The organism is Rhizobium sp. C104, assembly GCF_022354505.1.
GTDB lineage: Bacteria > Pseudomonadota > Alphaproteobacteria > Rhizobiales > Rhizobiaceae > Rhizobium > Rhizobium redzepovicii.
In genome coordinates this window covers 4,276,497-4,301,698 of the sequence record NZ_CP092348.1, presented here as the reverse complement: position 1 = coordinate 4,301,698, position 25,202 = coordinate 4,276,497, and the positions used below count along the sequence as shown (strand labels likewise).

General features: G+C 61.5%; 24 protein-coding genes and 1 pseudogene. 10 read left to right on the top strand and 15 right to left on the bottom strand.

Annotated elements, in window-relative coordinates; translation table 11 throughout:
* The first annotated feature begins 185 nt into the window (after window positions 1-185).
* Together MF410_RS22265 and MF410_RS22260 are read left to right on the top strand one after the other, a co-directional pair.
* Window positions 186-1,838: a sensor histidine kinase gene (locus tag MF410_RS22265; RefSeq protein ID WP_097628719.1), complete on the top strand. Its 1,653-nt coding sequence runs from the start codon at window positions 186-188 to the stop codon at window positions 1,836-1,838.
* 67 nt (window positions 1,839-1,905) lie between these two features.
* Window positions 1,906-2,388, top strand: a complete 483-nt coding sequence (locus MF410_RS22260) for a DUF992 domain-containing protein (protein ID WP_097628718.1) — start codon at window positions 1,906-1,908, stop codon at window positions 2,386-2,388.
* 62 nt (window positions 2,389-2,450) lie between these two features.
* On the opposite strand, the gene MF410_RS22255 is transcribed toward MF410_RS22260, so the two are convergent.
* From MF410_RS22255 to MF410_RS22230, 6 genes and pseudogenes are all read right to left on the bottom strand, one after another.
* Window positions 2,451-3,845, bottom strand: coding sequence for an NAD(P)(+) transhydrogenase (Re/Si-specific) subunit beta (locus MF410_RS22255; protein ID WP_097628717.1), 1,395 nt, complete (start codon window positions 3,843-3,845; stop codon window positions 2,451-2,453).
* Window positions 3,846-3,852: 7 nt separating this feature from the next.
* Window positions 3,853-4,251 (bottom strand): proton-translocating transhydrogenase family protein, encoded by a 399-nt coding sequence (locus tag MF410_RS22250; RefSeq protein ID WP_003590253.1) that lies wholly within the window; start codon window positions 4,249-4,251, stop codon window positions 3,853-3,855.
* Window positions 4,251-5,398, bottom strand: a pseudogene (locus MF410_RS22245) (Re/Si-specific NAD(P)(+) transhydrogenase subunit alpha). Before MF410_RS22245 ends, MF410_RS22250 begins: the two are co-directional and overlap by 1 nt.
* A gap of 203 nt (window positions 5,399-5,601) precedes the next feature.
* On the bottom strand, window positions 5,602-5,826 hold the full coding sequence (locus MF410_RS22240) for an aa3-type cytochrome c oxidase subunit IV (RefSeq protein WP_003590250.1): 225 nt from the start codon (window positions 5,824-5,826) through the stop codon (window positions 5,602-5,604).
* 343 nt (window positions 5,827-6,169) lie between these two features.
* Window positions 6,170-6,922, bottom strand: a complete 753-nt coding sequence (locus tag MF410_RS22235) for a hypothetical protein (protein ID WP_097628715.1) — start codon at window positions 6,920-6,922, stop codon at window positions 6,170-6,172.
* A 143-nt stretch (window positions 6,923-7,065) separates the two neighbouring features.
* Window positions 7,066-9,369, bottom strand: coding sequence for an EAL domain-containing protein (locus MF410_RS22230; protein ID WP_097628714.1), 2,304 nt, complete (start codon window positions 9,367-9,369; stop codon window positions 7,066-7,068).
* Between the two features lie 327 nt (window positions 9,370-9,696).
* Here MF410_RS22230 and MF410_RS22225 point away from each other — a divergent pair, with 327 nt between their 5' ends.
* Both MF410_RS22225 and MF410_RS22220 read left to right on the top strand, forming a co-directional pair.
* Window positions 9,697-10,236, top strand: coding sequence for a TRAP transporter small permease subunit (locus MF410_RS22225; protein WP_097628713.1), 540 nt, complete (start codon window positions 9,697-9,699; stop codon window positions 10,234-10,236).
* A 21-nt stretch (window positions 10,237-10,257) separates the two neighbouring features.
* A complete protein-coding gene (locus MF410_RS22220; protein ID WP_097628712.1) occupies window positions 10,258-11,745 on the top strand; it encodes a TRAP transporter large permease subunit in 1,488 nt (495 codons plus the stop codon).
* 86 nt (window positions 11,746-11,831) lie between these two features.
* Here MF410_RS22220 and MF410_RS22215 read toward each other — a convergent pair whose 3' ends face one another.
* Window positions 11,832-12,938 carry a TRAP transporter substrate-binding protein gene (locus MF410_RS22215; RefSeq protein ID WP_097628711.1) on the bottom strand — a complete coding sequence of 369 codons (1,107 nt, stop codon included), beginning with the start codon at window positions 12,936-12,938 and terminating at the stop codon, window positions 11,832-11,834.
* Window positions 12,939-13,231: 293 nt separating this feature from the next.
* On the opposite strand from MF410_RS22215, the gene MF410_RS22210 reads away from it, so the two are divergent.
* Window positions 13,232-14,011, top strand: coding sequence for a gamma-glutamyl-gamma-aminobutyrate hydrolase family protein (locus MF410_RS22210; protein ID WP_097628710.1), 780 nt, complete (start codon window positions 13,232-13,234; stop codon window positions 14,009-14,011).
* A 51-nt stretch (window positions 14,012-14,062) separates the two neighbouring features.
* Here MF410_RS22210 and MF410_RS22205 read toward each other — a convergent pair whose 3' ends face one another.
* From MF410_RS22205 to MF410_RS22170, 8 genes are all read right to left on the bottom strand, one after another.
* The gene (locus tag MF410_RS22205; RefSeq protein ID WP_097628709.1) at window positions 14,063-14,842 is read right to left on the bottom strand and encodes a VWA domain-containing protein; all 780 of its coding nucleotides are present in this window, start codon (window positions 14,840-14,842) and stop codon (window positions 14,063-14,065) included.
* 3 nt (window positions 14,843-14,845) lie between these two features.
* On the bottom strand, window positions 14,846-15,826 hold the full coding sequence (locus tag MF410_RS22200) for a hypothetical protein (RefSeq protein WP_239620449.1): 981 nt from the start codon (window positions 15,824-15,826) through the stop codon (window positions 14,846-14,848).
* 70 nt (window positions 15,827-15,896) lie between these two features.
* Window positions 15,897-16,442 carry a TerD family protein gene (locus tag MF410_RS22195; RefSeq protein WP_239620070.1) on the bottom strand — a complete coding sequence of 182 codons (546 nt, stop codon included), beginning with the start codon at window positions 16,440-16,442 and terminating at the stop codon, window positions 15,897-15,899.
* The gene (locus tag MF410_RS22190) at window positions 16,423-16,605 is read right to left on the bottom strand and encodes a TerD family protein (protein ID WP_239620067.1); all 183 of its coding nucleotides are present in this window, start codon (window positions 16,603-16,605) and stop codon (window positions 16,423-16,425) included. The genes MF410_RS22195 and MF410_RS22190 overlap by 20 nt, the downstream gene beginning before the upstream one ends.
* 22 nt (window positions 16,606-16,627) lie before the next feature.
* Window positions 16,628-17,803, bottom strand: a complete 1,176-nt coding sequence (locus tag MF410_RS22185; RefSeq protein WP_239620064.1) for a toxic anion resistance protein — start codon at window positions 17,801-17,803, stop codon at window positions 16,628-16,630.
* A gap of 189 nt (window positions 17,804-17,992) precedes the next feature.
* Complete coding sequence (locus MF410_RS22180; RefSeq protein ID WP_097628705.1) at window positions 17,993-18,949, bottom strand: 2-hydroxyacid dehydrogenase; 957 nt, start codon at window positions 18,947-18,949, stop codon at window positions 17,993-17,995.
* A 28-nt stretch (window positions 18,950-18,977) separates the two neighbouring features.
* On the bottom strand, window positions 18,978-20,000 hold the full coding sequence (locus MF410_RS22175) for a LacI family DNA-binding transcriptional regulator (RefSeq protein ID WP_003590238.1): 1,023 nt from the start codon (window positions 19,998-20,000) through the stop codon (window positions 18,978-18,980).
* Between the two features lie 120 nt (window positions 20,001-20,120).
* Entirely contained in the window at window positions 20,121-20,633 is a 513-nt protein-coding gene (locus MF410_RS22170; RefSeq protein ID WP_003590237.1) for a MarR family transcriptional regulator, read from the bottom strand.
* A gap of 85 nt (window positions 20,634-20,718) precedes the next feature.
* Here MF410_RS22170 and MF410_RS22165 point away from each other — a divergent pair, with 85 nt between their 5' ends.
* From MF410_RS22165 to cysE, 5 genes are all read left to right on the top strand, one after another.
* A complete protein-coding gene (locus tag MF410_RS22165; protein WP_097628704.1) occupies window positions 20,719-21,507 on the top strand; it encodes a creatininase family protein in 789 nt (262 codons plus the stop codon).
* Window positions 21,508-21,654: 147 nt separating this feature from the next.
* Window positions 21,655-22,752 (top strand): GTP-binding protein, encoded by a 1,098-nt coding sequence (locus tag MF410_RS22160; protein ID WP_097628703.1) that lies wholly within the window; start codon window positions 21,655-21,657, stop codon window positions 22,750-22,752.
* Window positions 22,752-23,741, top strand: a complete 990-nt coding sequence (locus MF410_RS22155) for a WD40 repeat domain-containing protein (protein WP_239620061.1) — start codon at window positions 22,752-22,754, stop codon at window positions 23,739-23,741. Before MF410_RS22160 ends, MF410_RS22155 begins: the two co-directional genes overlap by 1 nt.
* A gap of 65 nt (window positions 23,742-23,806) precedes the next feature.
* On the top strand, window positions 23,807-24,253 hold the full coding sequence (locus MF410_RS22150) for a GNAT family N-acetyltransferase (RefSeq protein ID WP_097628794.1): 447 nt from the start codon (window positions 23,807-23,809) through the stop codon (window positions 24,251-24,253).
* A gap of 82 nt (window positions 24,254-24,335) precedes the next feature.
* Complete coding sequence (cysE, locus tag MF410_RS22145; protein ID WP_097628701.1) at window positions 24,336-25,154, top strand: serine O-acetyltransferase; 819 nt, start codon at window positions 24,336-24,338, stop codon at window positions 25,152-25,154.
* Window positions 25,155-25,202: the final 48 nt, after the last annotated feature.

Sequence of the window (25,202 nt, the reverse complement as noted above, 5' to 3'; positions counted from 1 at the left end):
TCCTCGATGACATATCATAGTATGTTGCAACCTGCTCTTGCTCCCCCTAACATGGCGCTGCTTCGATAGCTTGCTATCAGGTGTTCGAAACAGTTTGAGGGCGGCTTGCGAGAGATGCGGATCTTTGCTTTCCTGACCGCTCGCAAAAACCCTTGCCGGCCAGCGCATGGGACGTGGCGAAACAGATGAAGATCGTCGCGTTGTTCTTTCCCAAGGCCTCCATCGGCACCTATCTCGTCGCCATGGCGGTGGCGATTGCGCTGCCCATCTTCGCCTTTGTAACACTGCTTCTGCTGCAGCTTGAGGACAACCAGCGTTCGACGCTGCGGCGCGAGACGGCCCAGGATGCGCTTGCGCTTTCGCGCATAATCGACCGTCAGCTTCAGGATATGGCAACGACGCTGCGGCTGCTTTCGAGCTCGCCGGAGCTCGAAAACGGCAATCTCGCCGCCTTCCACGAGCGCACGGAAACGGCCCTCAGAGACAATACGCTGTTCGTCATCGCCGTCGATCGCACCGGTCAGCAGTTGTTAAATACGCGCCGGGCGTTCGGCACGCCGCTTGGCAAGACGGCGAACCTGCCCGCCCTCGAAGCGGTCATGGCCTCCGGTCGCATCGAGGCATCGGACGTCTTCCGCGGCCGGACCAGCGGCGAATGGGTCTATAACGTCACCCTGCCGCGGGCAGACGATCCCGTCGCAGCCCTCATCATCACCCAGGATGCCAAGGATTTGGGCAAGCTCGTGACGACCGAGGGCCTTGCCCCCGGCTGGTCGGCCGCAATCATCGATCAAAGCGGCCATGTGGTCGCTGGTGCCGGCCCCGCCAATCTCGAACCCGGCACGCTCTTCGATCCGCGCATCCTGCCGGCATTCACCGCGTCACGCGGCGTCTTCCAGGACGAGAAGATCCTGCCGCACATGCTGCTTGGCTATGCCAGGATTCCCGGCTGGTCGTGGAAAACGGTGATCTGGGGACCGATCGCCCAGGCTTCGATCCTCAGCACCTGGCGTTTCCTCATCATCGGCGGCGTAGCCTTGGTGCTCGTCGCCGTGCTCGGCGCCTATGCCGTCGCACGGCAGGTACGCACCACCATCCGCGATATTGCTGAAATGGCCAACCGCATGGGCGAAGGCCATATTGTCTCGCCGGTCGAGACCAGCGTCATCGAGGCGAACCAGGTGGCGATCGCGCTTTCGAACGCCTCCTTCGATCGCAGCCAGACCGAGGACCGGCTGCGCTTCGTCATGCACGAACTTGTCCACCGCACCAAAAACCTTCTGACGCTTGCCCAGGCGATGATGCGCCAGCTCGCCAAACAGGCCGACAGCGTCGAGACCTTCCAGGCCGCCGTCGCCGACCGCCTCGAGGGGCTGGGACGTTCGATCGAGCTGCTGACCAGCGAGCAATGGGGAGGCGTGTCGCTGCGGCGGGTCGTCGACATCCACCTGCAGGCCTTCCCGCAATCGCGCGAACAGATTGAAATCACCGGCGAAGATTTCGTGCTGAAGCCGGATGCGGTGCAGAATCTCGGCCTTGCCCTGCATGAACTCGCCACCAATTCGGTCAAATACGGTGCGCTTTCCGTCCCGCAAGGCCGTGTCCGCTTCGAATGGCGCGATGTCAGGGAGGAAGACAAGCCGGATGCCCTGCTCCGCTTCACCTGGGAGGAACGCGGCGGCCCGCCTGTGGCAGAGCCAACCCGCTCAGGTTTCGGCACGACCGTTATCAAGGCCCATGCCGCCTCCGCCTTCCGCGGCACGGTGCAGGTCGATTTCCGGCCCGAGGGCCTGTTGTGGGTGCTGACGGCGCAGCGCGCCATGCTGGAACGGGACTAAACATCCAAGTCAGGAACAATCGCCACCCCTACCCGTTTCGAACAGGTCGTTCCCAAGGAGAAAGACCATGTTCAAGCAAACGATCATCGCCGCCGCGGCTCTGACGGCCGCTGCCTGGGCAGATCAGGCGGGCGCGGAAAGTTATGTGACGCTTGGCCGCCTGGTCTGCGGATCGGATGGTGGCCAGGGCCTGATCATTACCTCGCAGAAGAACCTGATCTGCACCTATACGCCGGCGTCAGGCGGCGCCAAAGCGGTCTATGCCGGCAAAATCGAGAAGTTCGGTCTCGACATCGGCCAGACCGGCAAGAGCGTGATGATCTGGCAGGTGCTGGCGAAAACCGGCACGGATATACCGCAATTCGCGCTGGCCGGCGAATATTACGGTATCGGTGCGGATGCGAGCGTCGGTGCAGGGGCCGGAGCCAAGGTGATTGCCGGGGGCACCAACAAAGCTTTCATGCTGCAGCCGCTGAATGTCCAGGCGCAGGAAGGGCTGAATCTCGCCATCGGCGTCGAAAAGATGACGCTGGTGCCGGGCGAGACCTGAGCAAAGCGGCCCCGTCCGACCTGAACGGAACAGCCGCCCGAGGGGCGGCTGTTCTGAGGTGATCAATGCGAAATCGCCTTGTTGATATCCTCGGTCATCTTCTTCGCGTCACCGAGCAGCATCATCGTGCCGTCCTTATAGAACAGCGTATTGTCGATGCCGGCATAACCGGAGCCGAGCGAGCGCTTGACGAAAAGGCAGGTCTTTGCCCGGTCGACGTCGAGGATCGGCATGCCGTAGATCGGCGAGGTCTTGTCGTCGCGCGCCGCCGGATTGGTGACGTCGTTGGCGCCGATGACATAGGCGACGTCGGCCTGGGCAAATTCCGAATTGATGTCCTCGAGCTCGAAGACCTCGTCGTAGGGAACATTGGCTTCGGCGAGCAGCACGTTCATATGGCCGGGCATGCGGCCGGCGACCGGATGGATCGCATATTTCACTTCGACACCGTTCTTCTTCAGATTGTCGGCGAGTTCGCGCAGCGCATGCTGGGCCTGGGCGACCGCCATACCGTATCCCGGCACGATGATGACCTTCGATGCATTGGCCATCAGATAGGCCGCATCCTCGGCCGAGCCGAGCTTGACCGTCTTGTCTGAGGTGTCGGGGCCGCTGGACGCCGTCTCGCCGCCGAAACCGCCGAGGATGACCGAGACGAAGGAACGGTTCATGCCCTTGCACATGATGTAGGAGAGGATCGCGCCGGACGAACCGACAAGCGCGCCGGTGATGATCAGTGCGAGATTGCCGAGCGTGAAGCCGATGCCGGCCGCAGCCCAGCCGGAATAGGAATTCAGCATCGAGACGACGACGGGCATATCGGCGCCGCCGATCGGCACGATCAACAGAACGCCGAGCGCCAGCGACAGCGCCACCACGGCCCAGAAATCGAAATGGCTTTCGGTGGCGGCCAACCCGATGATGAACAGCACGATCAGCACCAGCAGCGCCGCATTGATCACATGCCGGTAAGGCAGCATGATCGGCTTGCCGGACATGCGCCCGTCAAGTTTCAGGAAGGCGATGATCGAACCGGTGAAGGTCAGCGCACCGATGGCGACGCCGAGCGCCATTTCGACCCGCGCTTCGGTGTGAATCTGGCCGATCTCGCCGATGCCGAAGGAGGCGGGGGTATAGAGCGCCGAGGCCGCGACCAAGACGGCCGCGAGACCGACCAGCGAATGGAAACCGGCAACGAGCTGGGGCATCGAGGTCATGGCGATGGTGCGGGCGACATAGGCGCCGACGCTGCCGCCGATGGCAAGGCCGAGGATGATCAGCACGAAACCGCCGAAATTCGGCGTCGCCAGCACCGGCGTCGTCAGGATGGCGATCCCCATGCCGATCATGCCGTAGAGATTGCCCTTGCGGCTGGTGGCTGGATGCGAGAGACCCCGAAGCGCCAGGATGAAGAGAACGCCGGAGACGAGGTAGAGGAAGGCTGCGATATTGGTCATCGGTTCCTCACCGGTCTTTCTTGCGGTACATCGAGAGCATTCGCTGCGTCACGAGGAAACCGCCGAAAATGTTCACCGAGACGAGCACGAGGGCGACGAAGCCGAAGCCGGTCGCAAGCCCGCTTGTCGAGATGCCGACCGCCAGAAGCGCGCCGACGACGATGACGGAGGAGATCGCATTGGTAACAGCCATCAGGGGCGTATGCAGCGCCGGCGTCACCGACCATACGACGTAATAACCGACGAAGATCGACAAGACGAAGATCGCCAGCTGGAAGACGAAGGGATCGATCGCCCCGCCGGTCGCAGCGCTGGCCGCTTCCGGTGCATGGGCCGCCGCCGTGACGACAGCGGTGACCGCCTGGTCGAGCTGCTCCAGCGCTTTGTCCATTGCTTCACTGGCCATCAGAGATCTCCCTTCTTCGCGCCGCCGAAGGCGGGATGCACCACGTCGCCGGCATAGGTCAGCATCGTCGCCTTGACGAGTTCGTCGTCGAGGTTGACGACCACGCTCCGGCCCTCCTTGTTGACCATGGTCTCGAGGAAGGTGACGAGGTTCTTGGCGTAGAGCGCCGAAGCGCTGGCCGCGACCCGGCCCGGCATGTTGGCAAAACCGATCACCTTGACGCCGTCGACATCGGCGATCTCGCCGGCAACGACGCCCTCGATATTGCCGCCGCGCTCGACCGCAAGGTCGACGGCGACCGCGCCGGGTTTCATCGCAGCGAGCATGGCGCGCGAAACGAGCCGAGGCGCCGCGCGGCCGGGGATCAGCGCGGTGGTGATGACGATATCCTGCTTGGCGATATGTTCGGCCACCAGCGCTGCCTGCTTTGCCTGATAGTCGGCGGACATTTCCTTGGCGTAACCCCCGGCCGTTTCCGCCGCCTTGAACTCCTCATCCTCGACGGCGATGAACTTGGCGCCGAGCGAGGCGACTTGCTCCTTGGCGGCCGGGCGTACGTCGGTGGCCGAAACCGCAGCACCCAGGCGCCGCGCCGTGGCGATCGCCTGAAGACCGGCGACGCCGGCACCCATGACGAAGACCTTGGCGGCCGGCACGGTGCCGGCAGCCGTCATCATCATCGGCATGGCACGGTCATAAACCGCCGCCGCCTCGATGACGGCCTGATAGCCGGCGAGATTGGCCTGGGACGACAGCACATCCATGGACTGGGCGCGGGTAATGCGCGGCATCAGTTCCATCGCAAAAGCCGAAAGACCGGCGCTGGCAAGAGCGGCGATCGCTTCGTCATTGCCATAGGGATCCATGATGGCGATGACCACGGCGCCGCTTTTATAGCCTGAAATTTCCTGTGCGGTCGGGCGGCGCACCTTCAGCACGACGTCGGCGGAGGCTGCATCGGCAGAACTGCCGATCCTGGCGCCGGCTGCCTCGAACTCTCCGTCTGGAACGCGCGACGCCGCACCGGCACCGGCTTCGACGACGACGTCGAAGCCGAAACTCTTCATTTTTTCACGGTCTCGGCGGAGGCCGCGACACGCGTCTCCTCGCCCGCAATTTCCCTTGCAACGAAAACGATATTGCCCAACTGCCCCCTCCTCCGGGTCAGCCAGACCGCCGCAGGCTTCCCTGCGCAGGCCAAGCACCTAAAGCATGTCGTGCAAAACTGTCTGGCAGCCCTGCGATAACGATATGCGAGAAAATAAAGACCTGAAGCGCGAAGAGCCAATCTGAAAGATCGCAACGCGCTTCAGTCACAAAGCTTCGGCGAAGCCCTCCCTTTTGCCGCGCTCAGCGGAACAGGAAGACGCCGACAGCGAGTAGAATGATGAAGACGAGGAGGCCGCCGAGAAGGCCAGCGCCGCCAAAGAAACCGGCGGTCATCGCAAGCAGGAGGACGATGAGAAGCATCGAGCCGTATTTGGTGGCAGTGATGAACATGTCGTAGGTCTTTTCATGTTCTTTGTAATCCATCGGCGCGCCGGTCTCGACCGGTCCGGTATGATGTTCGGCCATAAAAATATCGTCTCCCTGAAATGCCTCTGCGCTGCCTGATTCCCTCGGCTGGCGAGGGAAATCCCTGCTTGCAGGAATTACACAATGACAGCCGAAAGCGCAATCCATGAGAATGCCGCAGCTCATGCATGTCGCCCGGAAGTGTGCAGCGGTTCCGGAAGAACGACATGCATCAAAACAAAGGGCTAAAGCGCGTCGCATGAATCAGATTTGATGCGACGCGCTTTTAGGCTTCAAAACCACCTATTCCCAGGCGAAAAAAGCATGAGGGACGACGACTGCGGATAGTGTCGTCGCCCCTCATTGTTCTCACTCTGATGCTCTCTCGGTGAGAGAACAGAAATCAGAGCGGCAGGTCGGTGCCGAGTTCGCCTTGCGGCACGAAGCGCGCTGTCGGAATGATGGTGAGCGGCGGCAAGGTGTCGTTGGGATTGCGTGAAAACATCATGCGCTGCTCGCTGGCGCTGGAAATGAAGAAGGGATAGCGCGTCAGCAGCTTGCGCCCGACCTCGATCACATTCGTCGCCATCAGCGTCATGTCGATGCCGTAATTCTTCGCCAGCCGGCCGGGCACGACCGTATCGGCATAGAAGACGCGCTTGTAGAAGGCCGCATGCGGCGGCCGGACAAACTGAAGAACGCGGTCCGCGCGGAAATACGCCGCTGCCACGATGGTCGGCCGCAGCGTCAGATAGGGAACCCACGGCAGATCGGTGGTGAGCTCGGGGTCGGCGGCGAAACGCGCCGGATCGATCAGTGTCAGCCCCGCATCCAGAAGCTCATCCATCGCCTCCGGAAAGGCGCCGCCGGATTGGCTGAGGCGATGCTCCGGTGTCACATAATGAACCCGGATGGTGCTGACCAATTCCCCATAATAGTACAGGCCGAAGATATAGGCGTGACTGTCGAAATCGCTATCGTCCAGCAGCCCTTTCGGGGCGAGCGCGAGCACGTCGTGAGCCTTATAGGCCTTGTAGCGCAGGCGTTCCACCTGCTCCATGTCTTCGCTGCTTTCGACGCGACGATACTCGACATGATCCAAAACTTCCAAAATTTTCGCGCTGAAATCGCTACGCTTGAACAGTGTCTCTGACATTCTCTCGATCCGCTCGTTAACGGATCATTAATCATATGCCGGCGAGATTTAGGCAAGGAAATCCGATAATTCGGCCCGTTTATAAAGTATTAAGGTTAACGGCGCGGAGGAGTGTCAGTGGAAAAGCGGCCGTAGCGGAGCGCTCAGGCGACCTTGTTGCGTCGGCGTTGAACGGGTCGGCGGCCGATGCCCTGCTGCAAGAGCGGGATATTCTGGGAAGGCACCGGCTGAGAGAAAACATAGCCTTGCACCAGATCGGTGCTGCGGTGTTTGTTGAGCAGGGCGAGCTGCTCTTCGGTCTCGACACCCTCGATGACGATCTTCAGCCCCAGTTCACGGGCGAGATGGACCGTGCCGCGCAGCAGCTTGAGGCGGCGGGTATCCTCGACGATATTGCGGACGAAGGAGCGGTCGATCTTGACGATATCAAGCGGCAGCGTGTCGAGATAGCTGAGACTGGAGAAGCCGGTCCCGAAATCGTCGATGGCGATGGTGATGCCGCGGGCCCTGAGCTCCGCCAGGATGGCACGCACGGCCGCCGGCTCGTCGATCAGACAGCTTTCTGTGACTTCGAGATGCAGCCGCGCCGCATCGAGGCCGGAATGAGCAAGCGCGTCGGCGACCAGCTGGAGGATGTCGGCATCCCTGAGGTCCCGAGCCGAGAGGTTGACCGAGACCGCGATATGGTCCGGCCAGTTCATGCATTCGCTGCAGGCCTTGAACAGGACGAAGCGGGTGATGTCGGAGATGATGCCCATATCCTCGGCAAGCCGGATGAAGACATCGGGCGGGATCGATCCCTTCTCCGGATGCACCCAGCGCGCCAAGGCCTCGGCGCATTCGATTCGTGAACCGTCGGCCCGGAACATCGGCTGGAAGACCAGATGCAGCGCCTGCGCGGAAACCGCGTCACGCAGATCCGCTTTCAGCTTCTGCTGTTCGATGTAGCGGCCGTCCATCTCCCGCTCGAAGCCTGATATGCCGCCCTTGAAGCGCGACTTGCTTTCGAACAGGGCAAGATCCGCCTTGACGCTCCATTCGTCCATCGCGAAGGCAGTGCTTTCGAGGATGGCGTAACCTGCGCTGAGCGAAACGAGGAAGGTCAGCTCATCGACCTCATAATGACCCTGGATCGCCGCGTGTACGCGGCGGATCTCGATGTCGAGCGAGGCCGGCTCCTTCGCATGCGGGAAGAACAGGATGAACTGGTCGCCCATCAGCCGGCCGAGAATGGCGTTGCCGGAAGCCTGCTTGATGCGGGCGGCGATAGCGCAGAGCAGATGGTCGCCGGTGACATGGCCGCGCATGTCGTTGACATGTTTGAATTCGTCGATATCGAGAACCATGAAGCCGAGCGGCCCGGACTTCCTCTGATGTTTGGCGAGATAGTCCTGCACCAGCTGCCCGAAATATTCCCGGTTCGGCAGACCGGTCAGCGCATCGAAGCGGACCATATGCATGATCTTCTGCTCCGCCTTGACACGGCTCGACACGTCTTCGAAGATCAGTACGGCGCCGCCATCGGCTCTCCGGCTGGCGGAGAATTCCAGCGACAGGCCCTCGGGAAAATGAACGAGCGTGCGCGACAGGTTACCTTCGGCGACCTGGGTGAGCTGACGCAGGATGAGCTCCGGCTGCGAGGCGTCCATGAAGCTGTAGCGCGCGCCGTAACGCAGGACGGCGCCGAGGTCGCGGTCCTTTAACCGCTCCGGCGCGCCGATCTTCAGAAGCTCGCAGGCCTTGCGATTGACGACCTGGATCCGGTTTTCGGCATCGACCATGACGAGGCCATGCGGCATATTGTTCAGCGCCGTATCGAAACGGTCGGCGATGATGGTGATTTCCCGGCGCGCGATGACATTCTCATAAAGGAACTCGCGCACGCCGTTCGCCATGGCCCGCGTCGTCAGCCAGAAGGGAATGAGGAAGATCGACAGCAGGCCACGATAGAAGTCCAGCGCCATCAGGCTGCAGACGATCATCGGCAGACAGCAGGAGAAGGTCTGCAGGTCGACCGCCAGGCGCGAACCGTAGTTGCGGCCGACGACGGAAACCATGGTCGCCATGGTGACGGCAATGCAGGCAAGCTCGGCAAAGGAATCGTGCACGACGAAGATGGCGTAGCCGCTGGCGAGGCCGAGCAGAGCGGTGGTGCAGGCCGCACCGGCAACCAGGATCCGCTCCCAACGCTCGATCCCGGCGTGCGACAGGCGCTCCTTGTCGACCTGGTCGAACCGCCGGAAGACAAACATGCGGACGCAGAAGACCAGGAGGAAGGCGGCGGCCAGCAGGATGTAGACGAAGGATTGGGTCTTGGCGGCGACGGCCAGGCATGTCGCGACGTGCACGATCACGCCAGCAAGAAGCGTCATGCGGTTCCCGGACAGGGAACTCACAAACGACAGATACACATCTAAAGGGACCCTGTTCGGGTTATCTGGCTTCATCCACACTTTCCCTGTGCGCGGGAATTCTAAGCCCAACCCTTTAAAAATTGATTTCAATGGAATCAAACATTTGGTCAAATTTTCTAAAACCAGAGGATGAACCCTACAGCTTACACGCGTCAATGCAGCCTCTTGGCGAGATTATTGAAATTTTTTATCCACGCCAGGGTTGTCTAATTATTATATGGTCACACGGTCCGGTCAGCGCATCTAAGACTATACTCCAAGCCGCGGCATTTATCCTTCCAATTTCGAAGGCCGTGGTCTACATCGATTGCAAGAGGGAAAGCTGCCGGAGAAACGGCAGGACAAGAACAAGGGAAACGAATGTCGGGACTTCTGGCGGCAAGCCGGCTGATCGATTCGGTCAGTCGGATCATGGGCAAACTTTCCGAATACATGGTGCTGTTCTGCTGTCTGATCAGCGCCGGAAACGCCATCGTCCGCTACGCCTTCAACTACAGTTCGAACGGCTGGCTCGAGATCCAATGGTATCTCTTCGCCTTCGTCGTCATGCTCGGCGCCTCGCATGCGTTGCGCAACAATGAGCATGTCCGCGTCGACCTGATCTATGGTTCCGTGTCCGACAAAGCGAAGATCTGGATCGACATCGTCGGCCTCATCGTCTTTCTGATCCCGGTTTGCGTCTTCCTCACCTGGATCTGCTGGCCCTTCTTCACGCTGTCCTACCAGCAGGGAGAAATATCGGGCAATGCCGGCGGGCTGATCCGCTGGCCCGTCAAGCTGATCCTGGTCGCCGGTTTCGCATTGCTCTCCCTTCAGGGCATTTCCGAGCTGATCAAGCGGATCGCCGCCCTGACCGGCCACATCCAGATCGACACGACATACGAAAAGCCGCTGCAATAGCGCTCCCGGGGAGAAACGGATTTGTTTGATTTCGGTATCATCCCGCCGGCGATGTTCCTGGGCATGGTCATCTTCATGCTCTACGGCTTTCCGGTCGCCTTCTCGCTGGCCGCCGTCGGCCTGTTTTTCGGCATCATCGGCATCGTCACCGGCCATTTCGGCGAAGTCTTCCTGCAGGCGCTGCCGCTTCGCTTCTTCGGCATCCTTTCCAACGACCTACTGCTCGCCATCCCCTTCTTCACCTTCATGGGGGCGGTGCTGGAGCGCTGCGGGCTGGCCGAAGACCTGCTCGAAGGCACCGGCAAACTCTTCGGCGGCATACCCGGCGGCCTTGCCTATGCCGTCATCCTCGTCGGCGCGGTCCTCGGCGCGATCACCGGCACGGTGGCCGCTTCCGTCATCACCATGGGCGTGATCTCGCTGCCGATCATGCTGCGCTACGGCTACAGCCCTCGCCTTGCCACCGGCGTCATCGCCGCCTCCGGCACCATCACCCAGGTGATCCCGCCCTCGCTCGTACTCGTCGTACTCGCCGACCAACTCGGCAGGTCGGTCGGCGACATGTATCTCGGCGCGATCGGCCCCTCGATCCTGCAGGTGTCGATCTTCGTGCTCTTCATCCTGGTGATGTCGATCTTCCGGCCGAAATCGATGCCGCCGCTGCCAAAGGAGGTGCGCGGCGACTTCAACTGGGCGCTGCTCGCCAAAGTGCTGATGGGCATGGTGCCCTCGATCGTGCTGATCTTCCTGGTGCTCGGCACGATCTTCATGGGCCTTGCAACGCCGACGGAAGCCGGTGCGCTGGGTGTCGTCGGCGCCATGGCGCTCGCCGCCATGAATCGCCGCCTCACCTGGCCGCTGATCCGCGAGGCGATGACATCGACCACCCACATCACCTCAATGGTGGTGATGATCCTGATCGGCTCCACCTGTTTCAGCCTGGTCTTCCAGGGCATGGATGGCTCGCGCTGGATCGAGCACATGCTGTCGGGCATTCCCGGCGGGCCGGTCGGCTTCCTGATCTTCGTCAACATCTTCATCTTCGTGCTCGCCTTCTTCCTCGATTTCTTCGAGATCGCTTTCATTGTCATCCCGATGCTCGCCCCCGTCGCCTCGCATCTCGGCATCGACCTGATCTGGTTCGGCGTGCTGATCTGCGTCAACATGCAGACGAGCTTCATGCACCCGCCCTTCGGCTTCGCGCTGTTCTACCTGCGCTCGATCGCCAGCAAGGACGTCAAGACCTCGGATATCTACATGGGCGCCCTCCCCTGGGTCGGCATGCAGCTGATCCTGGTGGCGATCGTGATCTTCTGGCCGCAATCGGTGACCTATTGGCTGGATCACGGCCCGAAGGTCGACCCGAACTCGATCAAGATCGAAGTCCCGGGCTTCGGCGGCCAGCTCGGCCTTCCCCCGATCGGCGGCGGCAACGGCTCGCCGCAGATCCCCGGCCTGACCCTGCCCCCACTCGGCTTGCCGGGAGCGCCGCCGCCACCGGCCAAATAACCCCGCCAAATAAGAGCCAAAACAAAACCCCGGATCAAGCGATCCGGGGTTATGTATGCGTTGGTGTCGTGTGCCGATGGAAGCCCTCAGAGCTTTCCTGCCCGCTGCTGGATCATCATGAACGTATCGAAAGTGTATTCCGAAAGCTGCATCCAGAGATAGGCGTCCCGCTTGAAGGCGGTCTGGTCGTCGTAGATCTTCTTGAAATACTGGTTGGTGCCCGAGATTTCGCTGTAGATGCCGGTCGCCGCCTGGAAGCAGGCTTCCATGATCTCCTGGCTAAACGGGCGCAGCGTCGCACCTTCCGCAACGAGCTGCTTCAGCGCGGTCGGGTTCTTCGAGTCGTACTTTGCCAGCATGTTGGTGTTGGCGAAGGCGCAGGCATCAGTCAGCGCTGCCTGATAATGCTTCGGCAGGTTGCTCCATTTTTCAAGGTTGAAGAAGCCATGCACCGTCGGGCCGCCTTCCCACCAGCCCGGATAGTAGTAGTACTTCGCCACCTTGTGGAAGCCGAGCTTCAGGTCGTCATAGGGGCCGACGAATTCGGCCGCATCGATCGTGCCTTTTTCCAGCGCCGGATATATGTCGCCGCCGGCAATCTGCTGCGGGATGACGCCGACCTTCTCCATGACGCGGCCGGCAAGGCCGGCGATGCGCATCTTGACGCCCTTGAGGTCATCGAGCGTATTGATTTCCTTGCGGAACCAGCCGCCCATCTGCGCACCGGTATTGCCGGCAGGCAGCGCATACATGCCCTGTGTGGCATAAAATTCATTCATCAGCTTGTTGCCATTGCCCTCGTAAAACCAGGCATTGGTCAGGCGGCTGTTCAGGCCAAACGGAATGGCCGTTCCGATGGCATAGGTCGGGTCCTTGCCGACGAAATAATAGGAGGTCGTGTGGGCTGCCTCAACCGTGCCGGCGGCCACCGCATCGACGGCCTGCAGGCCGGGCACGATTTCACCAGCCGCGAAAGGCTGGATCGTGAAATTGCCGTCTGTCGCAGCGGCGACATGCTTGGCGATATCCTCGGCACCGCCATAGATCGTATCCAAGCTCTTCGGAAACGACGACGTCATACGCCACGCGATCTTTGGATTCTCCTGCGCGATCGCAGGCGCTGCCAATGCCGTTGCGGCGACCGCGCCGGCGCTGGCGGTTCCCGCCTTCTTGAAAAACGAACGACGATCCATCAAAAACCTCCCGTATGGATGGCACTGCGCGGCCAATCTTCACCCCACCCGCAGCCGGCGCAAACCTAAGCATGGCGGGGGCCGCGATTCAAGCTTTAGTCTATTAGCCTTTGGCATCAAGACGGCAACTAGCGAATACGAGTGCGCCTATCAAAATCAGCGGCTTAGCAGCGAAGCCGGGAGCCAGGGGGCTGCTTCGGCCGTATTTTGGCCACCTGACACGGCCAAGCGTTGACTTAAGGGCCGTTCTGGCGCCAGAAACGCTGTGCTGAAAGATTTTTACCGGGGTTGATATGACGAAACCGATCGTTGCCATTCCTGCCGATATCCGCAGCTTTGACGGCGCGACCTGGCATGCCGTGCAGCATCAATATCTGCGTGCCGCCTTGAATGCGGCCGGCGTCATGGCCTTCATCATCCCCGCTTTCGAGGCAGGCTACGATACCGACGCGATCCTCGACCGCGTCGACGGCCTCCTCGTTTCCGGCTCGGCCAGCAACGTGCACCCCTCGCTCTATGGTGCCGAGGCCAATGACAAGGACGGCCCCTTCGACCCCGCCCGAGACGCCACCAGCCTGCCGCTGATCCGCCGCGCCCTCGACTGCGCCATCCCACTGCTCGCCATCTGCCGCGGCATCCAGGAGCTGAACGTCGCGCTCGGCGGTTCGCTGGCAAGCGAGATCCAGGAGCAGCCCGGCATTTGGGACCATCGCCGACCGGACGGTGTCGACCGCGACGGCATGTATGCGATTCGCCAAAGCGTCCACGTCAAGGAAGGCTCCTGCATCGCAAGCATTCTCGGCCCCGGAGAGGTCCGCGTGAATTCGCTGCATCGGCAGGCGATCGCCAGGACCGCCCCACGCCTGCAGGTGGAAGCGGTCGCCGAGGACGGCACGGTGGAGGCCGTTTCCGTTATCGACGCCAAGGCTTTCGCTGTCGGCGTGCAATGGCATCCGGAATATTGGGCTGAAACCGACAAGTCCTCGAACCAGCTGTTCGCCGCTTTCGGCGACGCCGTCCGCGCCTATGCCGCTGCCAAGCTGCCGGTCATCCCCGCGCAGGCGATCGCGTGACGGCGCAATGCCGGCGAGCCACCAGACCCGCCGGGCGTTGAACTGCGTCGATCAATGGTGATCTTCGTCCTCGTCATCATGCTCATGCTTGAGCCAGGTGCAGAGTTCCGCCGGCAGCAGTTTCTCATAGGCATCGTCGCTGCCGACGAACTCCCCAAGATCCTTGACGCTGACGAAGCCGACATTCGGAAATTGCTCTGCCGCGCTACGCAGGAAGTCGAAGCGTTCGTCGCCAACGCCGACCATGACGTAGTAGATCTGCGATTCGGCGCGCTCGGCCTTCTGTAGCAGCGTCCAGGCCGCATCCCGGTCGGCATTCTCGCCATCCGTCAGGAAATAGTTGATCGCCGGAATACCCGAACGTGTCTCCTCGCCGAACGTATCGCGGCTCATGCCGAAGATCATGCCGAGCAGACCGCCAGCCGCCTCCTCTTCCATCAAACCATATGTCATCAGGTTCGAGCGGATGACTGGGCCATAATCGGTGCCACCCCAGAGCACGGTTTTCAGCTTATTATTGCTGATGATCTCGCGCTCGACGTAACCTTCGTAATTTTTCGCGGTAGCCGGCGCGAGCGATGCCATCTTCTCCTGATTGGAGAACACCCAGGTATCGATACGCCCGTCATCATCGAAATAAAGAGCGACGGGAAGAATACGCTCGAGCGCCGCCTGTACCGCGCCGGATTTGAAAAGGTCGCTCATCGAGCCCGAGACATCGATGTTGAGGCCGACCTGCGCCGGAATACGCTCGTGAATGCCCTGTTTCTGAAGGACGAAGCCGACGCGGCGAACTTCTTCCTCGGGCTTGTGCAGCTTGAATGTCGTCATGGGTCATCCCTCCGATTTGAGTTTTCCTAGAATACGCGCGTGAATGCCGCGCAACGGCGCTCCGGCGCCGGCCTGCGATGGTGATAGAGCGGTTCGCGCCGCCGTCAGCGCCGCGGAATAGGCCGCATGCCACGCCGGCAGCTCCTCCTGCAACAGGCCTTGTGCAGCGTGTCCCAATGCATCGACGTGTCGTGCAACGGCAGCAACGGTCCGCGTGCTCACCTCGATCGTGGCTTTCGTGGCCGCGAGACTGACAGTCCTCGTTTCGATCGCTTCGGCTTGCGAGGCGTAATGGGCCTGCCGCTCGTGATCGGACAGTTGGAGCGCGCTGACGTAATGAACGAGGAAGCGCCCCGCCAGGATATGGGCCGCCAGATTGCGGTCGAGCGTCGCATAGCCTTTGCCGACGGCGCGCAACCCTTTCGCGATGGTGACAATCTCGGGAGCAAGCGCATCGAGCTCTTTCGCCAAGGCCTGCACTTCAGGGTAAAGCTGCGAAAACAGGCCGGCAGGATCGCGCGGCGCCGCCAGCGCTTTGATCGCCCTCAGAACGCCGCCGCGAACGGCAAAGACGCGGTCAGGGTCGAGCTCGCCGAGACGCTGGAGCAACTCGGCACTCAGGCGCTTTCCGCGCGCCAACACTTCGCTGTCGACAAGGGCAAGTTCGCTTTCGGCAAGCCTGCCATGCTCTGTCTGGAGGCTGGCGCCGAAGCGCAAGACGTCGTCGAAATGATGGTCGTCGAGATTGGCCCCGTCAACGATGCGCAACGCCATTGACGCAAGCGATGCCGCAGCGTTGGCGTCGATCTCCAGAAGCGCCTCGACGCTGCAGGCAATGCGCCGGCGAACTTCGCCGGCCGCAAGAACGCGCGGTGTGTCGCCTTTGGGTGTCGGGGCTTGTGGCGAACCAAACAGGATTCTCGGTTCGGCAGGCGGCCGGGAAGGACCGGCAACGTCAGGCGATGCGCTTTCCGGAAAAAGCACCTTTGGCAACCGGTCCGGCTCCTTTTCCGGTGGTCCATCTGCCTTGCCTCTTGTCAAGTGAGGCTCCCGTTCAGCCGAAATAGGCTTGAATGACGTCGCCAAGTCCGGCATTCGATCCCGCGCCGACGGCATGGAATCGCCAGGATCCATCCGCCTGCTTGAGAAAGGAAGCCACCTGTATCGTCGTCTTGCCGGCAAACTCGGCCGTAAGCTGGTAGCGGCAAAGCTCGTCGTCCATCGCATCGCAAACTTCGATATAAGCGTTCTTGACCTTGCCGAAGTCTTGTCTCTTACGTTCCGCATCATGGATCGTCGCCCAGACGGCAAGCTCCGAGACCTCCGCCGGCAGCTTCGCCAGCACGATCTTGAACTCCTCGCGGAACCCCTCATCGTGGTGACCGCCGCCATGGCCGTCTTCGTCACCGTCATCGTCCGGCTCCGACCTTTTTATCAGGCCGCCACGTCCGGTCCGGTCGTCACGTTCGTGCCACATCGAGCCGTCATCCGTCTGGAAGGAGCCGTCAGCGTTCTTGATGAGCGAGCCTTCCGGATTGCCGGAACTGCGCACGAAAGCATAACACAGCGCATGCGAGCCTTCATTGTAGAGTTCGCGCACGGTTGGCATCGCCGCCCGGATGGACCAGCGCAAAACAATGCACGTCGAGATCGAAGGCCGGGCCTGAACCTTCGGGCGGATCCCAGACAAGTCCCGAATGGACGAGCTGGATTTCCTTCTGGATCTGAAATGACTGACCCTTGTTGAGCTTGAAGGTTGCCATGCGCTGTGGTTCTCCTGAAATCTCAGATCGGGCGATCGGTCACGATTTGTCGCGCTTGCTCGAGCTTGACGCGGGCGGCAGCATAACGCTCCTTGTTTCGCTCGCCTTCGGCGACCACCTTGTCGGCGATATCGCGCAGCCGCTGGGCGGTGCTAAGCACCAGATCGGCATCGGCAAGCCGGGTCTCGCCGGCGGCTTTGACTGCATTGACCGAGACATCCTCGAGCACCTGCGATCCATATTGCTGAAGCGATGCGCGCAGTTCGCGCCGCATGGCGTTCATCTGCTGGATCGACTGCATCTGGAAGAGTGCGTGCAGCCGAATGAGGACCGACTTGATGTCGTTGAATTCCGCATTGGCCGAGGTGACAGTATCCGCAAGGGTCGCGAGCGCAGCACCGCGTGCAATCCCGATCGAATCGAGATCAGCCGGAGCCTTGGCATAGGCGGTTTCAAGAACGAGGACCCGGTTCTGGAAGATGTCGAGCTTCTGCGAGAAATCGCGGGCTTCCTGCACCTTGAGCGGATCGCCGGAGGCCGCCTCTTTGGTCAACCGGTCAAGTTCGCGGCCGGCATCGGCGACGATACGGCGGCCGGCCTCGACGAAGACGCCGAGAGACACGATCGTATCGCGATACCCCTGCGCCAGCGTACTGATGCGCGACACATCGAGGATGAGCTTGCCACTCTCCTCCTCGATCTGCACCTCCATCGGCCTGACGAGATCGCCGAGGGACTTGGCCTTGCTTTGTAGCATGCCGCGAACCTCGTCAGTCACCGCCTTGAGGCGCTTGGCGGGATCACCGAGACCCACTGCCATTAGCAAACGTTCGAGGAAGCTGCCCTTCAACTTCTCCCGGATGCTTGCCTCGAGCCCCTTCAGATCGGCATCGTTGACGCCATCCCGGATCGTCCGGAATAATTCGAACAGCACCGGCGACTGCGCATTGGTGATCTGCGAAAGGATGGCATCGAGCTTGGCGCCAAAACCGCCGATAGCCTCCTGGCCGAAGGTGATCAGACCATGCGGCTCTACGGTCGCCAGCCTGAACCGCTCTGCGAGATCGCTGACCTCGCCTGCCTTTTCAAGCGGAAGAACGACCGTCACGACGGCGGGCAGATTGCCGGTTGAAAGCGTAGGCGTCAGACGCGGGCTCGTCTCGCGAGTCGCGGTGTTCGGCGTGCTTGGCTCCGACATGCCGTCAATCCTTTTTGTTCGGCTAGCCTTACGGTTCGGCTTCAAGCCGCCCGGAAAGCTACGAACTTAAGTTGTAAAAATCGGCAGGAATGTAGCCGAAGGGTTCGTGTCGGGCAACATATCATCGAGGAACAGTCGATTGACATCAGGTGAGGCTCCTGATCGCTCCTGGAACGGCGCGCCCCGCGCCTAGGCCTTCTGCGGCGTCTCCGGTACCGGCGTCAGCGCCGCACCCTTCTCGAACCAGGCGATGAGATTGTCGGCGACGAGATCGGCCATGGCGTTGCGGGTCGGCACCGAGGCGGAGGCGACGTGCGGCAGGAGCACCGCATTGGCCGGTTCCAGCAGGCCGACCGGCACGGTCGGCTCGTCATAGAAGACGTCGAGACCGGCGGCACCGAGCGCGCCGGAAGCAAGGGCTGCACTCAGCGCCTCCTCGTCCACCGTCCAGCCGCGGCCGACATTGACGAGAATACCGTCAGGACCAAGGGCTGCCAGAATATCGGCATCGATCGTCTTATGGGTCTGCGGCGTCTTCGGAACGATGGCGATCAGCGTATCCGCCGCTTCCGCCAGCCCCTTCAGCGTCGGGTGATAATCATAGGGTGCATCGGCATGGCGCGAGCGCGTGTGATAGCTGATCTTCACCTTGAACGGCTCCAGCCGCTTGGCGATTTCGAGCCCGATGCGGCCAAGGCCGTAGAGCCCGATATGGCGGCCCTTGAGCGAGAAGCGCGACAGCGGATAGGTCGCGCCCGGCTTCCAGTTGCCGGCGCGCAGCCACGCCTCGGCCCGCGGCAATTCGCGGATCGTGTTCAACAGCAGGCCGATCGCCGTATCGGCGACTTCGTCGTTCAGCACATCAGGCGTATTGGTGACGACGATGCCCTTTTCGGCGGCGCGCTTCACATCCATGCCGTCATAGCCGACGCCGAAACTGGCAATCACCTCGACAGCAGGCAGCTGGTCCATCCACGCACCCGGGAAAGCGCCGGAGACAGCGACGCCGCGGATGCGGCCGGCGGTCTCGGCGTCGAGCGCAAGCTTTTCCTCGCGCGCGACGGCGATGATGTCAAAACGATCCTTCAAACTTTCGAGAACACGCTCGTGTATCTTCCCAGGAACGAGAATGGCGATGCGGGACATGGCTTTTCCTCTTGGATACGGTCTTGATTCAGGCGCGGGGCCGATGAGGACTGGTCGACTGGCGGATGCGCATTTCCGGTTTGATCAGATGCATGCCGTCAGGCTCGTGGCTACCGGCAAGGCGGTCGAGCAGCGCCCGGGCCGCCAGGCGCCCGACCTCGGTCTGGCCGTTCCAGACGGTCGTCAGCGCTGGCGTGGCGATCGACGCCTCCTCGAGGTCGTCGTAACCGGTGACGGAAATATCGCGTCCCGGCACTAGGCCGGCACGGGCAATCCCGTTCATCAACCCGATCGCCACCAGATCGTTCCAGCAGACGGCGGCCGTCGGCTTCTGCGGCAGCGACAGGAAATGCACCGCCGCCTCGAAGCCGCCCTGTTTCGAGCGCGGGCCGGGGATGCGCAGGTTCGGATCGACCTCGATGCCGGCCTTGCGCAGCGCGTTCACATAACCCTGATAGCGGTCGCGGCCGGTGGATGTCTGATCCGTACCGCCGATCATAGCGATCGAGCGGTGGCCGAGGCCGATCAGGTGGTTGGTGGCAAGCGAGATGCCGTAACTGTCGTCGCCGCGATAGGTCGGCAGGTCCTGGCCCTCCATCGAACGGGCGACCAAGATCGCCGGCATGCCGTTTTCTTCCGCCAGTTGCACGTCCTCAGGCGGCGTGCCGATCGCCGGCGACATGATGACGCCGTCGCCGCCGAGCTGCAGAAGCGTCTCGATGAAGGTGCGCTGCTTTTCGACATTGTCGTAATGGTTGGAAAGGATGAAGGTGTGGCGGCTGCGATCGAGTTCGCTTTCGATCGCCTTCAGGATTTCCCCGTAGAACGGGTTCATGATGTCATGCACGACGACGCCGATGATGCCGGAGCGCGAAGTGCGAAGGCTGGCGGCGCGGCGATTGTAGATATAGCCGAGCGCGCGCGCCTGTTCTTTGATCTTTTCCCGGGTATTGCCGGCGACGAGCGGGCTGTCGCGTAAGGCAAGCGATACCGTCGCCGTTGAAATGCCGAGTGTTTCGGCAATTGTGGAAAGCTTGATCTTCTGGACCACGTGTCCTCCTCCAGGCAGCACGCAAGACAGCAAGACCACGCCGGCTAACCGGCGCGGCCCCCTTAAAATGTTTAATTAAAAGATTTAACCGGCGGAAGCAATTCGTCTTTCAGGGTATTTTCAGTCTTCGTCCGGTTCTTCGATATGAAGGGCTTCGGCCTGCAGATTGCCGTCGATCGCCTTTAGCAGCCGGACGAGATTGCGGATTTCCTTTTCGGAGAATGCCTGCGTCGCCAGCCTGTCGCAGGCCGAGGCCGCCATTTCTATCCCCTGCACGCTGCCGCGCCCGAGCTCGGTGAGATAGACCTTGGTAAGGCGCGCATCCTCGGCATCGGGTTTGCGCTCGAGAAAACCTTGCGCCTCCATGCGGCCGATCGTGCGCGTCATCGTCGGCGCCTTGACGCCGAGCTTTTGCGCAAGCCCGCCGGCCGTCATGCCGTCGCTCTCAGCAAGCGAGAGGATGACACCGTCCTGGCCGGCATAGAGGCCGCTTTCGAGCAGGTTGCGAGAGAGCACCGTGCGCATGGAACGAGCCGCCTGGGTTAGCGCCGGCGAAAGGTCGACGAGCGTATACTCGGTCTGATCCTTCTTCTTGGACTTGTTCTTCTTACCGTCCTTATGCTTCTTTCCCATAGCCATCCCTTTGATCTTTAAGCGCTGGCGCCGCTGCGATATGACATTGCCCAGGATCTCGTCATAAACAAGAGGCAACGACCGGATGATGACGCCTTCGCCCCGCTTCGACGATAGCGACCCGGTCTCCGCCCGCGGCGGGCGCCGCCCGATCGCCGTACTGCCGCTCGGCGCTTACGAACAGCACGGCCCGCACCTGCCCTTCGAAACCGACACCCTGATTGCGGAAGGCATTGCCGGACGATTGAAGGCGGCCTTATCAGCCGGCCTGCCGGTCACCTTCCTGCGCGCCGAATCTGTCGGCTATTCCATAGAGCACATGGATGTTGAAGGAACGAAGACGCTCGCGTTCGACGAAGCGGTCGACCGCTGGCTCGGCATCGCCGAGCGCCTGGCCGAGCAGGATATCCGCAAACTGGTGATGCTGAACGCCCATGGCGGCAATTCGCCCCTGATGACGATCGTCGCCACCGAGGCACGGATCCGCTTCGCCATGCTTGCCGTGGCGACAAGCTGGACCCGCTTCGGTCTGCCCGATGGCCTGATCCCGCCGGAGGAAAAGGCGATCGGCATCCATGGCGGCGACATCGAGACCTCGGTGATGCTGGCGCTTCATCCCGACATGGTCGATATGGCGAAGGCGGCGGACTTCCCTTCCCGACAAAGCGAATTTACCGGGCGCTTCAAGCATCTGCGCGCCTACGGGCCGCATGCTTTCGGCTGGAAGATGTCGGATCTCAATCCCCAGGGCGCGGCAGGAAACGCCGCGGCTGCGACGGCTGAAAAGGGCGAAGCGCTGATTGCCCATGCGGTGAAAGGACTAGTGGAATTGCTGCGTGATGTCGACGCCTTCGACATCACGCAGTTCCGGTAAAGATCGGCATCCGAGCGGTGCAGACGATGTGATCTTATAACATTATAAAACCCTTTGAACTGCCGCGCCCATGCCATTATATGAGACCAACCGTTTGAAGCAGCCGATCCAAACGGCTCGGCCGCACGCCTAATCCTAGAGGTTCTCATGACCGACGCGATCTCCACGCAGAAGCCCATTCCCGTCACCGTGCTCACCGGTTATCTCGGCGCCGGCAAGACGACATTGCTCAACCGCATCCTTTCCGAAAATCACGGCAAGAAATATGCGGTCATCGTCAATGAGTTCGGCGAAATCGGCATCGACAACGACCTGATCGTCGAGTCGGACGAAGAAATCTACGAGATGAACAATGGCTGCGTCTGTTGCACGGTGCGCGGCGACCTGATCCGTGTCGTCGAAGGCCTGATGCGCCGTCCCGGTCGCTTCGACGGCATCATCGTCGAAACCACGGGCCTTGCCGATCCGGTACCGGTCGCCCAGACCTTCTTCATGGACGATGACGTGCGCGCCAAGACCGAGCTCGACGCGGTCATCGCCCTTGTCGACGCCAAGCACCTGCCGCTGCGGCTGAAGGACAGCCGCGAGGCGGAAGACCAGATCGCCTTCGCCGACGTCGTCGTCATCAACAAGAGCGACCTGGTGACCCCGGAAGAGCTCGATGTGATCGAAGACATCGTCCGCGCCATCAACCCGGCCGCGCGTGTCTACAAGACCAGCCGCTCCGGCGTCGACCTCGCCCGCGTGCTCGATCAGGGCGCCTTCAACCTGGAGCGCGCGCTGGAAAACGATCCGCATTTCCTTGAGCATGGCCATGACGACCATATCTGCGGCCCGGATTGCGATCACGACCACCACCATCATGATCATGAGCATGATCACCACGGGCACGAGCATCATCACCATGGCGCCCATCAACATGGTGCCATGTCGGCGATCCATGATGTGACGGTGCAATCGGTATCGCTGCGCGGCGGTCAGATGAACCCGGAGCGCTTCTTCCCCTGGATCCAAAAGATCACCCAGACGCAGGGGCCGAACATTCTCCGCCTCAAGGGCATCATCGCCTTCAAGGACGATCCCGAGCGTTACGTCGTCCAGGGCGTGCACATGATCATCGAGGGCGATCACCAGCGGCCGTGGAAGGACGGCGAGAAGCATGAAAGCCGTCTCGTCTTCATCGGCCGCGATCTCGACCGCGAGAAGCTCGAAGCCTCCTTTAAGGCCTGCGAGGCAGCCGCCTGATGCCGACAGTTGCACCGCTTGATCTCGACGGCCACGTTCTGGCCGTCGAATTTTCAGGTGATGTCCCCTTCTTTGCCAGCGCCAACGGCACGTTTCACCGGCTGGATGGCAGCGACAGGGTTTCAGAAGCCCACCAAGGCATGCTCACCGCCATCCGCGATCCCTATAGCGAGAGCCTGATCTCGGGCGGCGAGGATGGCAAGGTGCTGCGCATCTCAGCCGACGGCAGCGTCAGCGAACTCGCCAGCGCGCCGCGCAAGTGGATCTCGCAGGTCGCGGCCGGCCCGCAAGGCGCCATTGCCTATTCCTACGGCAAGAGTTCGCTCGTGCGCCTTGCTGACGGCACGACCAAGGAATTTGCCGAGGAGCGCACGGTCGAAGGCCTTGCCTTCGCGCCGAAGGGCCTGCGCATCGCAGCCGCGCGCTATAACGGCGTGTCGCTGCACTGGATCGGTATGAACGCCAAGCCGATCGACCTCGAATGGAAGGGTGCGCATACCGGCGTCACCTTCTCGCCCGATGGCAATTTCCTCGTCACCTCCATGCAGGAAAACGCGCTGCACGGCTGGAAACTCGACAGCAAGCCCGGCGCTGAAGCCCGCCACATGCGCATGACCGGTTACCCCACCAAAGTGAAATCACTCTCCTGGTCGGTCAAGGGCAAATGGCTCGCTTCGTCAGGCGCGCCGGCGGCGATCGTCTGGCCCTTCCAGGGCAAGGACGGGCCGATGGGCAAGGCGCCGCTCGAGCTCGGCACCCGCGCCAACATCATGGCGACCGCGGTGAAGTTCCATCCGCTCGAAGATATCCTCGCCATCGGCTTCATCGACGGCATGATCCTCGCCGTGCGCATCGCCGACAGCAAGGAGGCGCTGCTGCGCCGCCCCGGCAAGGGCGCGGTCACGGCGATGAGCTGGAGCAAAAACGGCAAGCTGCTCGCCTTCGCCTCCGAAGCCGGCGATTGCGGCGTCATCGATATTTCGGCTTGAGCCTTATTGCTGGCCAGGACGACATCGTGACGGAAGCGGAAATCGTGGCGCTCGGCGCCGACCACATGCAGGCGGCCGCAACGATCAGGCGCGTGGCGCTGTGGCAGCGGCTGCCCTGGCTGCCGGATCTGCATACACCTGGTGAAGAAGAGCATTACTGGCGTATGCATCTGCTGCCGAATTGCACGATCCTCGGCGCCGCCATGGGAAACCGGCTGGTCGGCATCATCGCCTATGGCGACGACTGGATAGAGCAGCTTTACGTTCTGCCTGACTTCCAGGGCATGGGCATCGGCTCCCTGCTTCTTGGCTGCGCCAAGGAGGAGATGGATGAAATCAGGCTCTGGACGTTCCAACGCAATATCGGCGCCCGCGCTTTCTACGAGCGGCACGGTTTTTCCATCGAGGAAGAGACCGACGGCGCCGACAATGAGGAAAAAGAAGCTGATGTGCGCTATCATTGGCGTCGGCTTCCGGAGTTGACGCCTGGCCTGCGACCATCTGGCGGCTAAAATCAGGGCTTGTCTAAAGCCTTGCCCGGGCAAAACATAAATCCGCGCAGGTATTGGCTGCGCAGTCGCAGAGGAAGCAGGAATGCCGAAATCGACCGGCCTTGGTCTGGCCGAGCAACAGCCGCAGTCCTTGGACAATGCATTCGTCTGGGCGGTGATCCGCGCCGAGGCAATCGAGCTTGCCGCGCGCGAACCGATCCTGCAACGGCTGCTCGCCGCGCAGATAACGGCCACCTCCGGCAGCAATGAGATCATCGCCCACGTGCTCGCCGCACGGCTTGCTGGGACGCAGGTGGAAACCGGAGATCTGTTCGATCTCATCCTGTCCACCCTCAACGACGATATCATGCGGGCGATCGAGGCCGATCTCGTCGCCGTGCGCCAACGCGACCCGGCCTGCACGACATTTCTTCACGCGCTCCTGAACCTCAAGGGGTTTCATGCACTGCAGACGCACCGCATCGCCCACGCGCTCTGGAATGCCGGCCGCTCGGAGATCGCCACCTGGCTCGCCAATCTCGCCTCGCTGGTCTTCGGCCCGGATATCCATCCGGCCGCACGGATCGGCGCCTCCATCATGCTCGACCACGGCTCGGGCATCGTCATCGGTGAAACGGCGGTGATCGAGGATGAAGTCTCGATCCTGCAGAATGTCACGCTCGGCGGCACTGGCAAGGAAACCGGCGACCGCCATCCGAAGATCCGCCATGGCGTGATGATCGGCGCCGGCGCCAAAATCCTTGGCAATATCGAAATCGGCGCCTTCAGCAAGATTGCTGCTGGCAGCGTCGTGTTGAAGCCGGTTCCCGAACATTGCACGGTCGCCGGCGTGCCGGCAACGCTGGTGCGTGTCCACCGCGCCGACGAAATCCCCGCCGAGACGATGGACCAGAATATTTAGAGCCATTCCAGCAAAAGCGTGAAGCGGTTTTGCGTCCGGAATTGCGTA

Excerpts from the sequence above, each read along its gene's own strand:
- MF410_RS22265 (WP_097628719.1), top strand. The coding sequence starts at position 186 with ATGAAGATCGTCGCGTTGTTCTTTCCCAAGGCCTCCATCGGCACCTAT.
- MF410_RS22260 (WP_097628718.1), top strand. The coding sequence starts at position 1,906 with ATGTTCAAGCAAACGATCATCGCCGCCGCGGCTCTGACGGCCGCTGCC.
- MF410_RS22255 (WP_097628717.1), bottom strand. The coding sequence starts at position 3,845 with ATGACCAATATCGCAGCCTTCCTCTACCTCGTCTCCGGCGTTCTCTTC.
- MF410_RS22250 (WP_003590253.1), bottom strand. The coding sequence starts at position 4,251 with ATGGCCAGTGAAGCAATGGACAAAGCGCTGGAGCAGCTCGACCAGGCG.
- MF410_RS22240 (WP_003590250.1), bottom strand. The coding sequence starts at position 5,826 with ATGGCCGAACATCATACCGGACCGGTCGAGACCGGCGCGCCGATGGAT.
- MF410_RS22235 (WP_097628715.1), bottom strand. The coding sequence starts at position 6,922 with ATGTCAGAGACACTGTTCAAGCGTAGCGATTTCAGCGCGAAAATTTTG.
- MF410_RS22230 (WP_097628714.1), bottom strand. The coding sequence starts at position 9,369 with ATGAAGCCAGATAACCCGAACAGGGTCCCTTTAGATGTGTATCTGTCG.
- MF410_RS22225 (WP_097628713.1), top strand. The coding sequence starts at position 9,697 with ATGTCGGGACTTCTGGCGGCAAGCCGGCTGATCGATTCGGTCAGTCGG.
- MF410_RS22215 (WP_097628711.1), bottom strand. The coding sequence starts at position 12,938 with ATGGATCGTCGTTCGTTTTTCAAGAAGGCGGGAACCGCCAGCGCCGGC.
- MF410_RS22210 (WP_097628710.1), top strand. The coding sequence starts at position 13,232 with ATGACGAAACCGATCGTTGCCATTCCTGCCGATATCCGCAGCTTTGAC.
- MF410_RS22205 (WP_097628709.1), bottom strand. The coding sequence starts at position 14,842 with ATGACGACATTCAAGCTGCACAAGCCCGAGGAAGAAGTTCGCCGCGTC.
- MF410_RS22190 (WP_239620067.1), bottom strand. The coding sequence starts at position 16,605 with ATGGCAACCTTCAAGCTCAACAAGGGTCAGTCATTTCAGATCCAGAAG.
- MF410_RS22185 (WP_239620064.1), bottom strand. The coding sequence starts at position 17,803 with ATGTCGGAGCCAAGCACGCCGAACACCGCGACTCGCGAGACGAGCCCG.
- MF410_RS22180 (WP_097628705.1), bottom strand. The coding sequence starts at position 18,949 with ATGTCCCGCATCGCCATTCTCGTTCCTGGGAAGATACACGAGCGTGTT.
- MF410_RS22170 (WP_003590237.1), bottom strand. The coding sequence starts at position 20,633 with ATGGGAAAGAAGCATAAGGACGGTAAGAAGAACAAGTCCAAGAAGAAG.
- MF410_RS22165 (WP_097628704.1), top strand. The coding sequence starts at position 20,719 with ATGATGACGCCTTCGCCCCGCTTCGACGATAGCGACCCGGTCTCCGCC.
- MF410_RS22160 (WP_097628703.1), top strand. The coding sequence starts at position 21,655 with ATGACCGACGCGATCTCCACGCAGAAGCCCATTCCCGTCACCGTGCTC.
- MF410_RS22155 (WP_239620061.1), top strand. The coding sequence starts at position 22,752 with ATGCCGACAGTTGCACCGCTTGATCTCGACGGCCACGTTCTGGCCGTC.
- MF410_RS22150 (WP_097628794.1), top strand. The coding sequence starts at position 23,807 with ATGCAGGCGGCCGCAACGATCAGGCGCGTGGCGCTGTGGCAGCGGCTG.
- cysE (WP_097628701.1), top strand. The coding sequence starts at position 24,336 with ATGCCGAAATCGACCGGCCTTGGTCTGGCCGAGCAACAGCCGCAGTCC.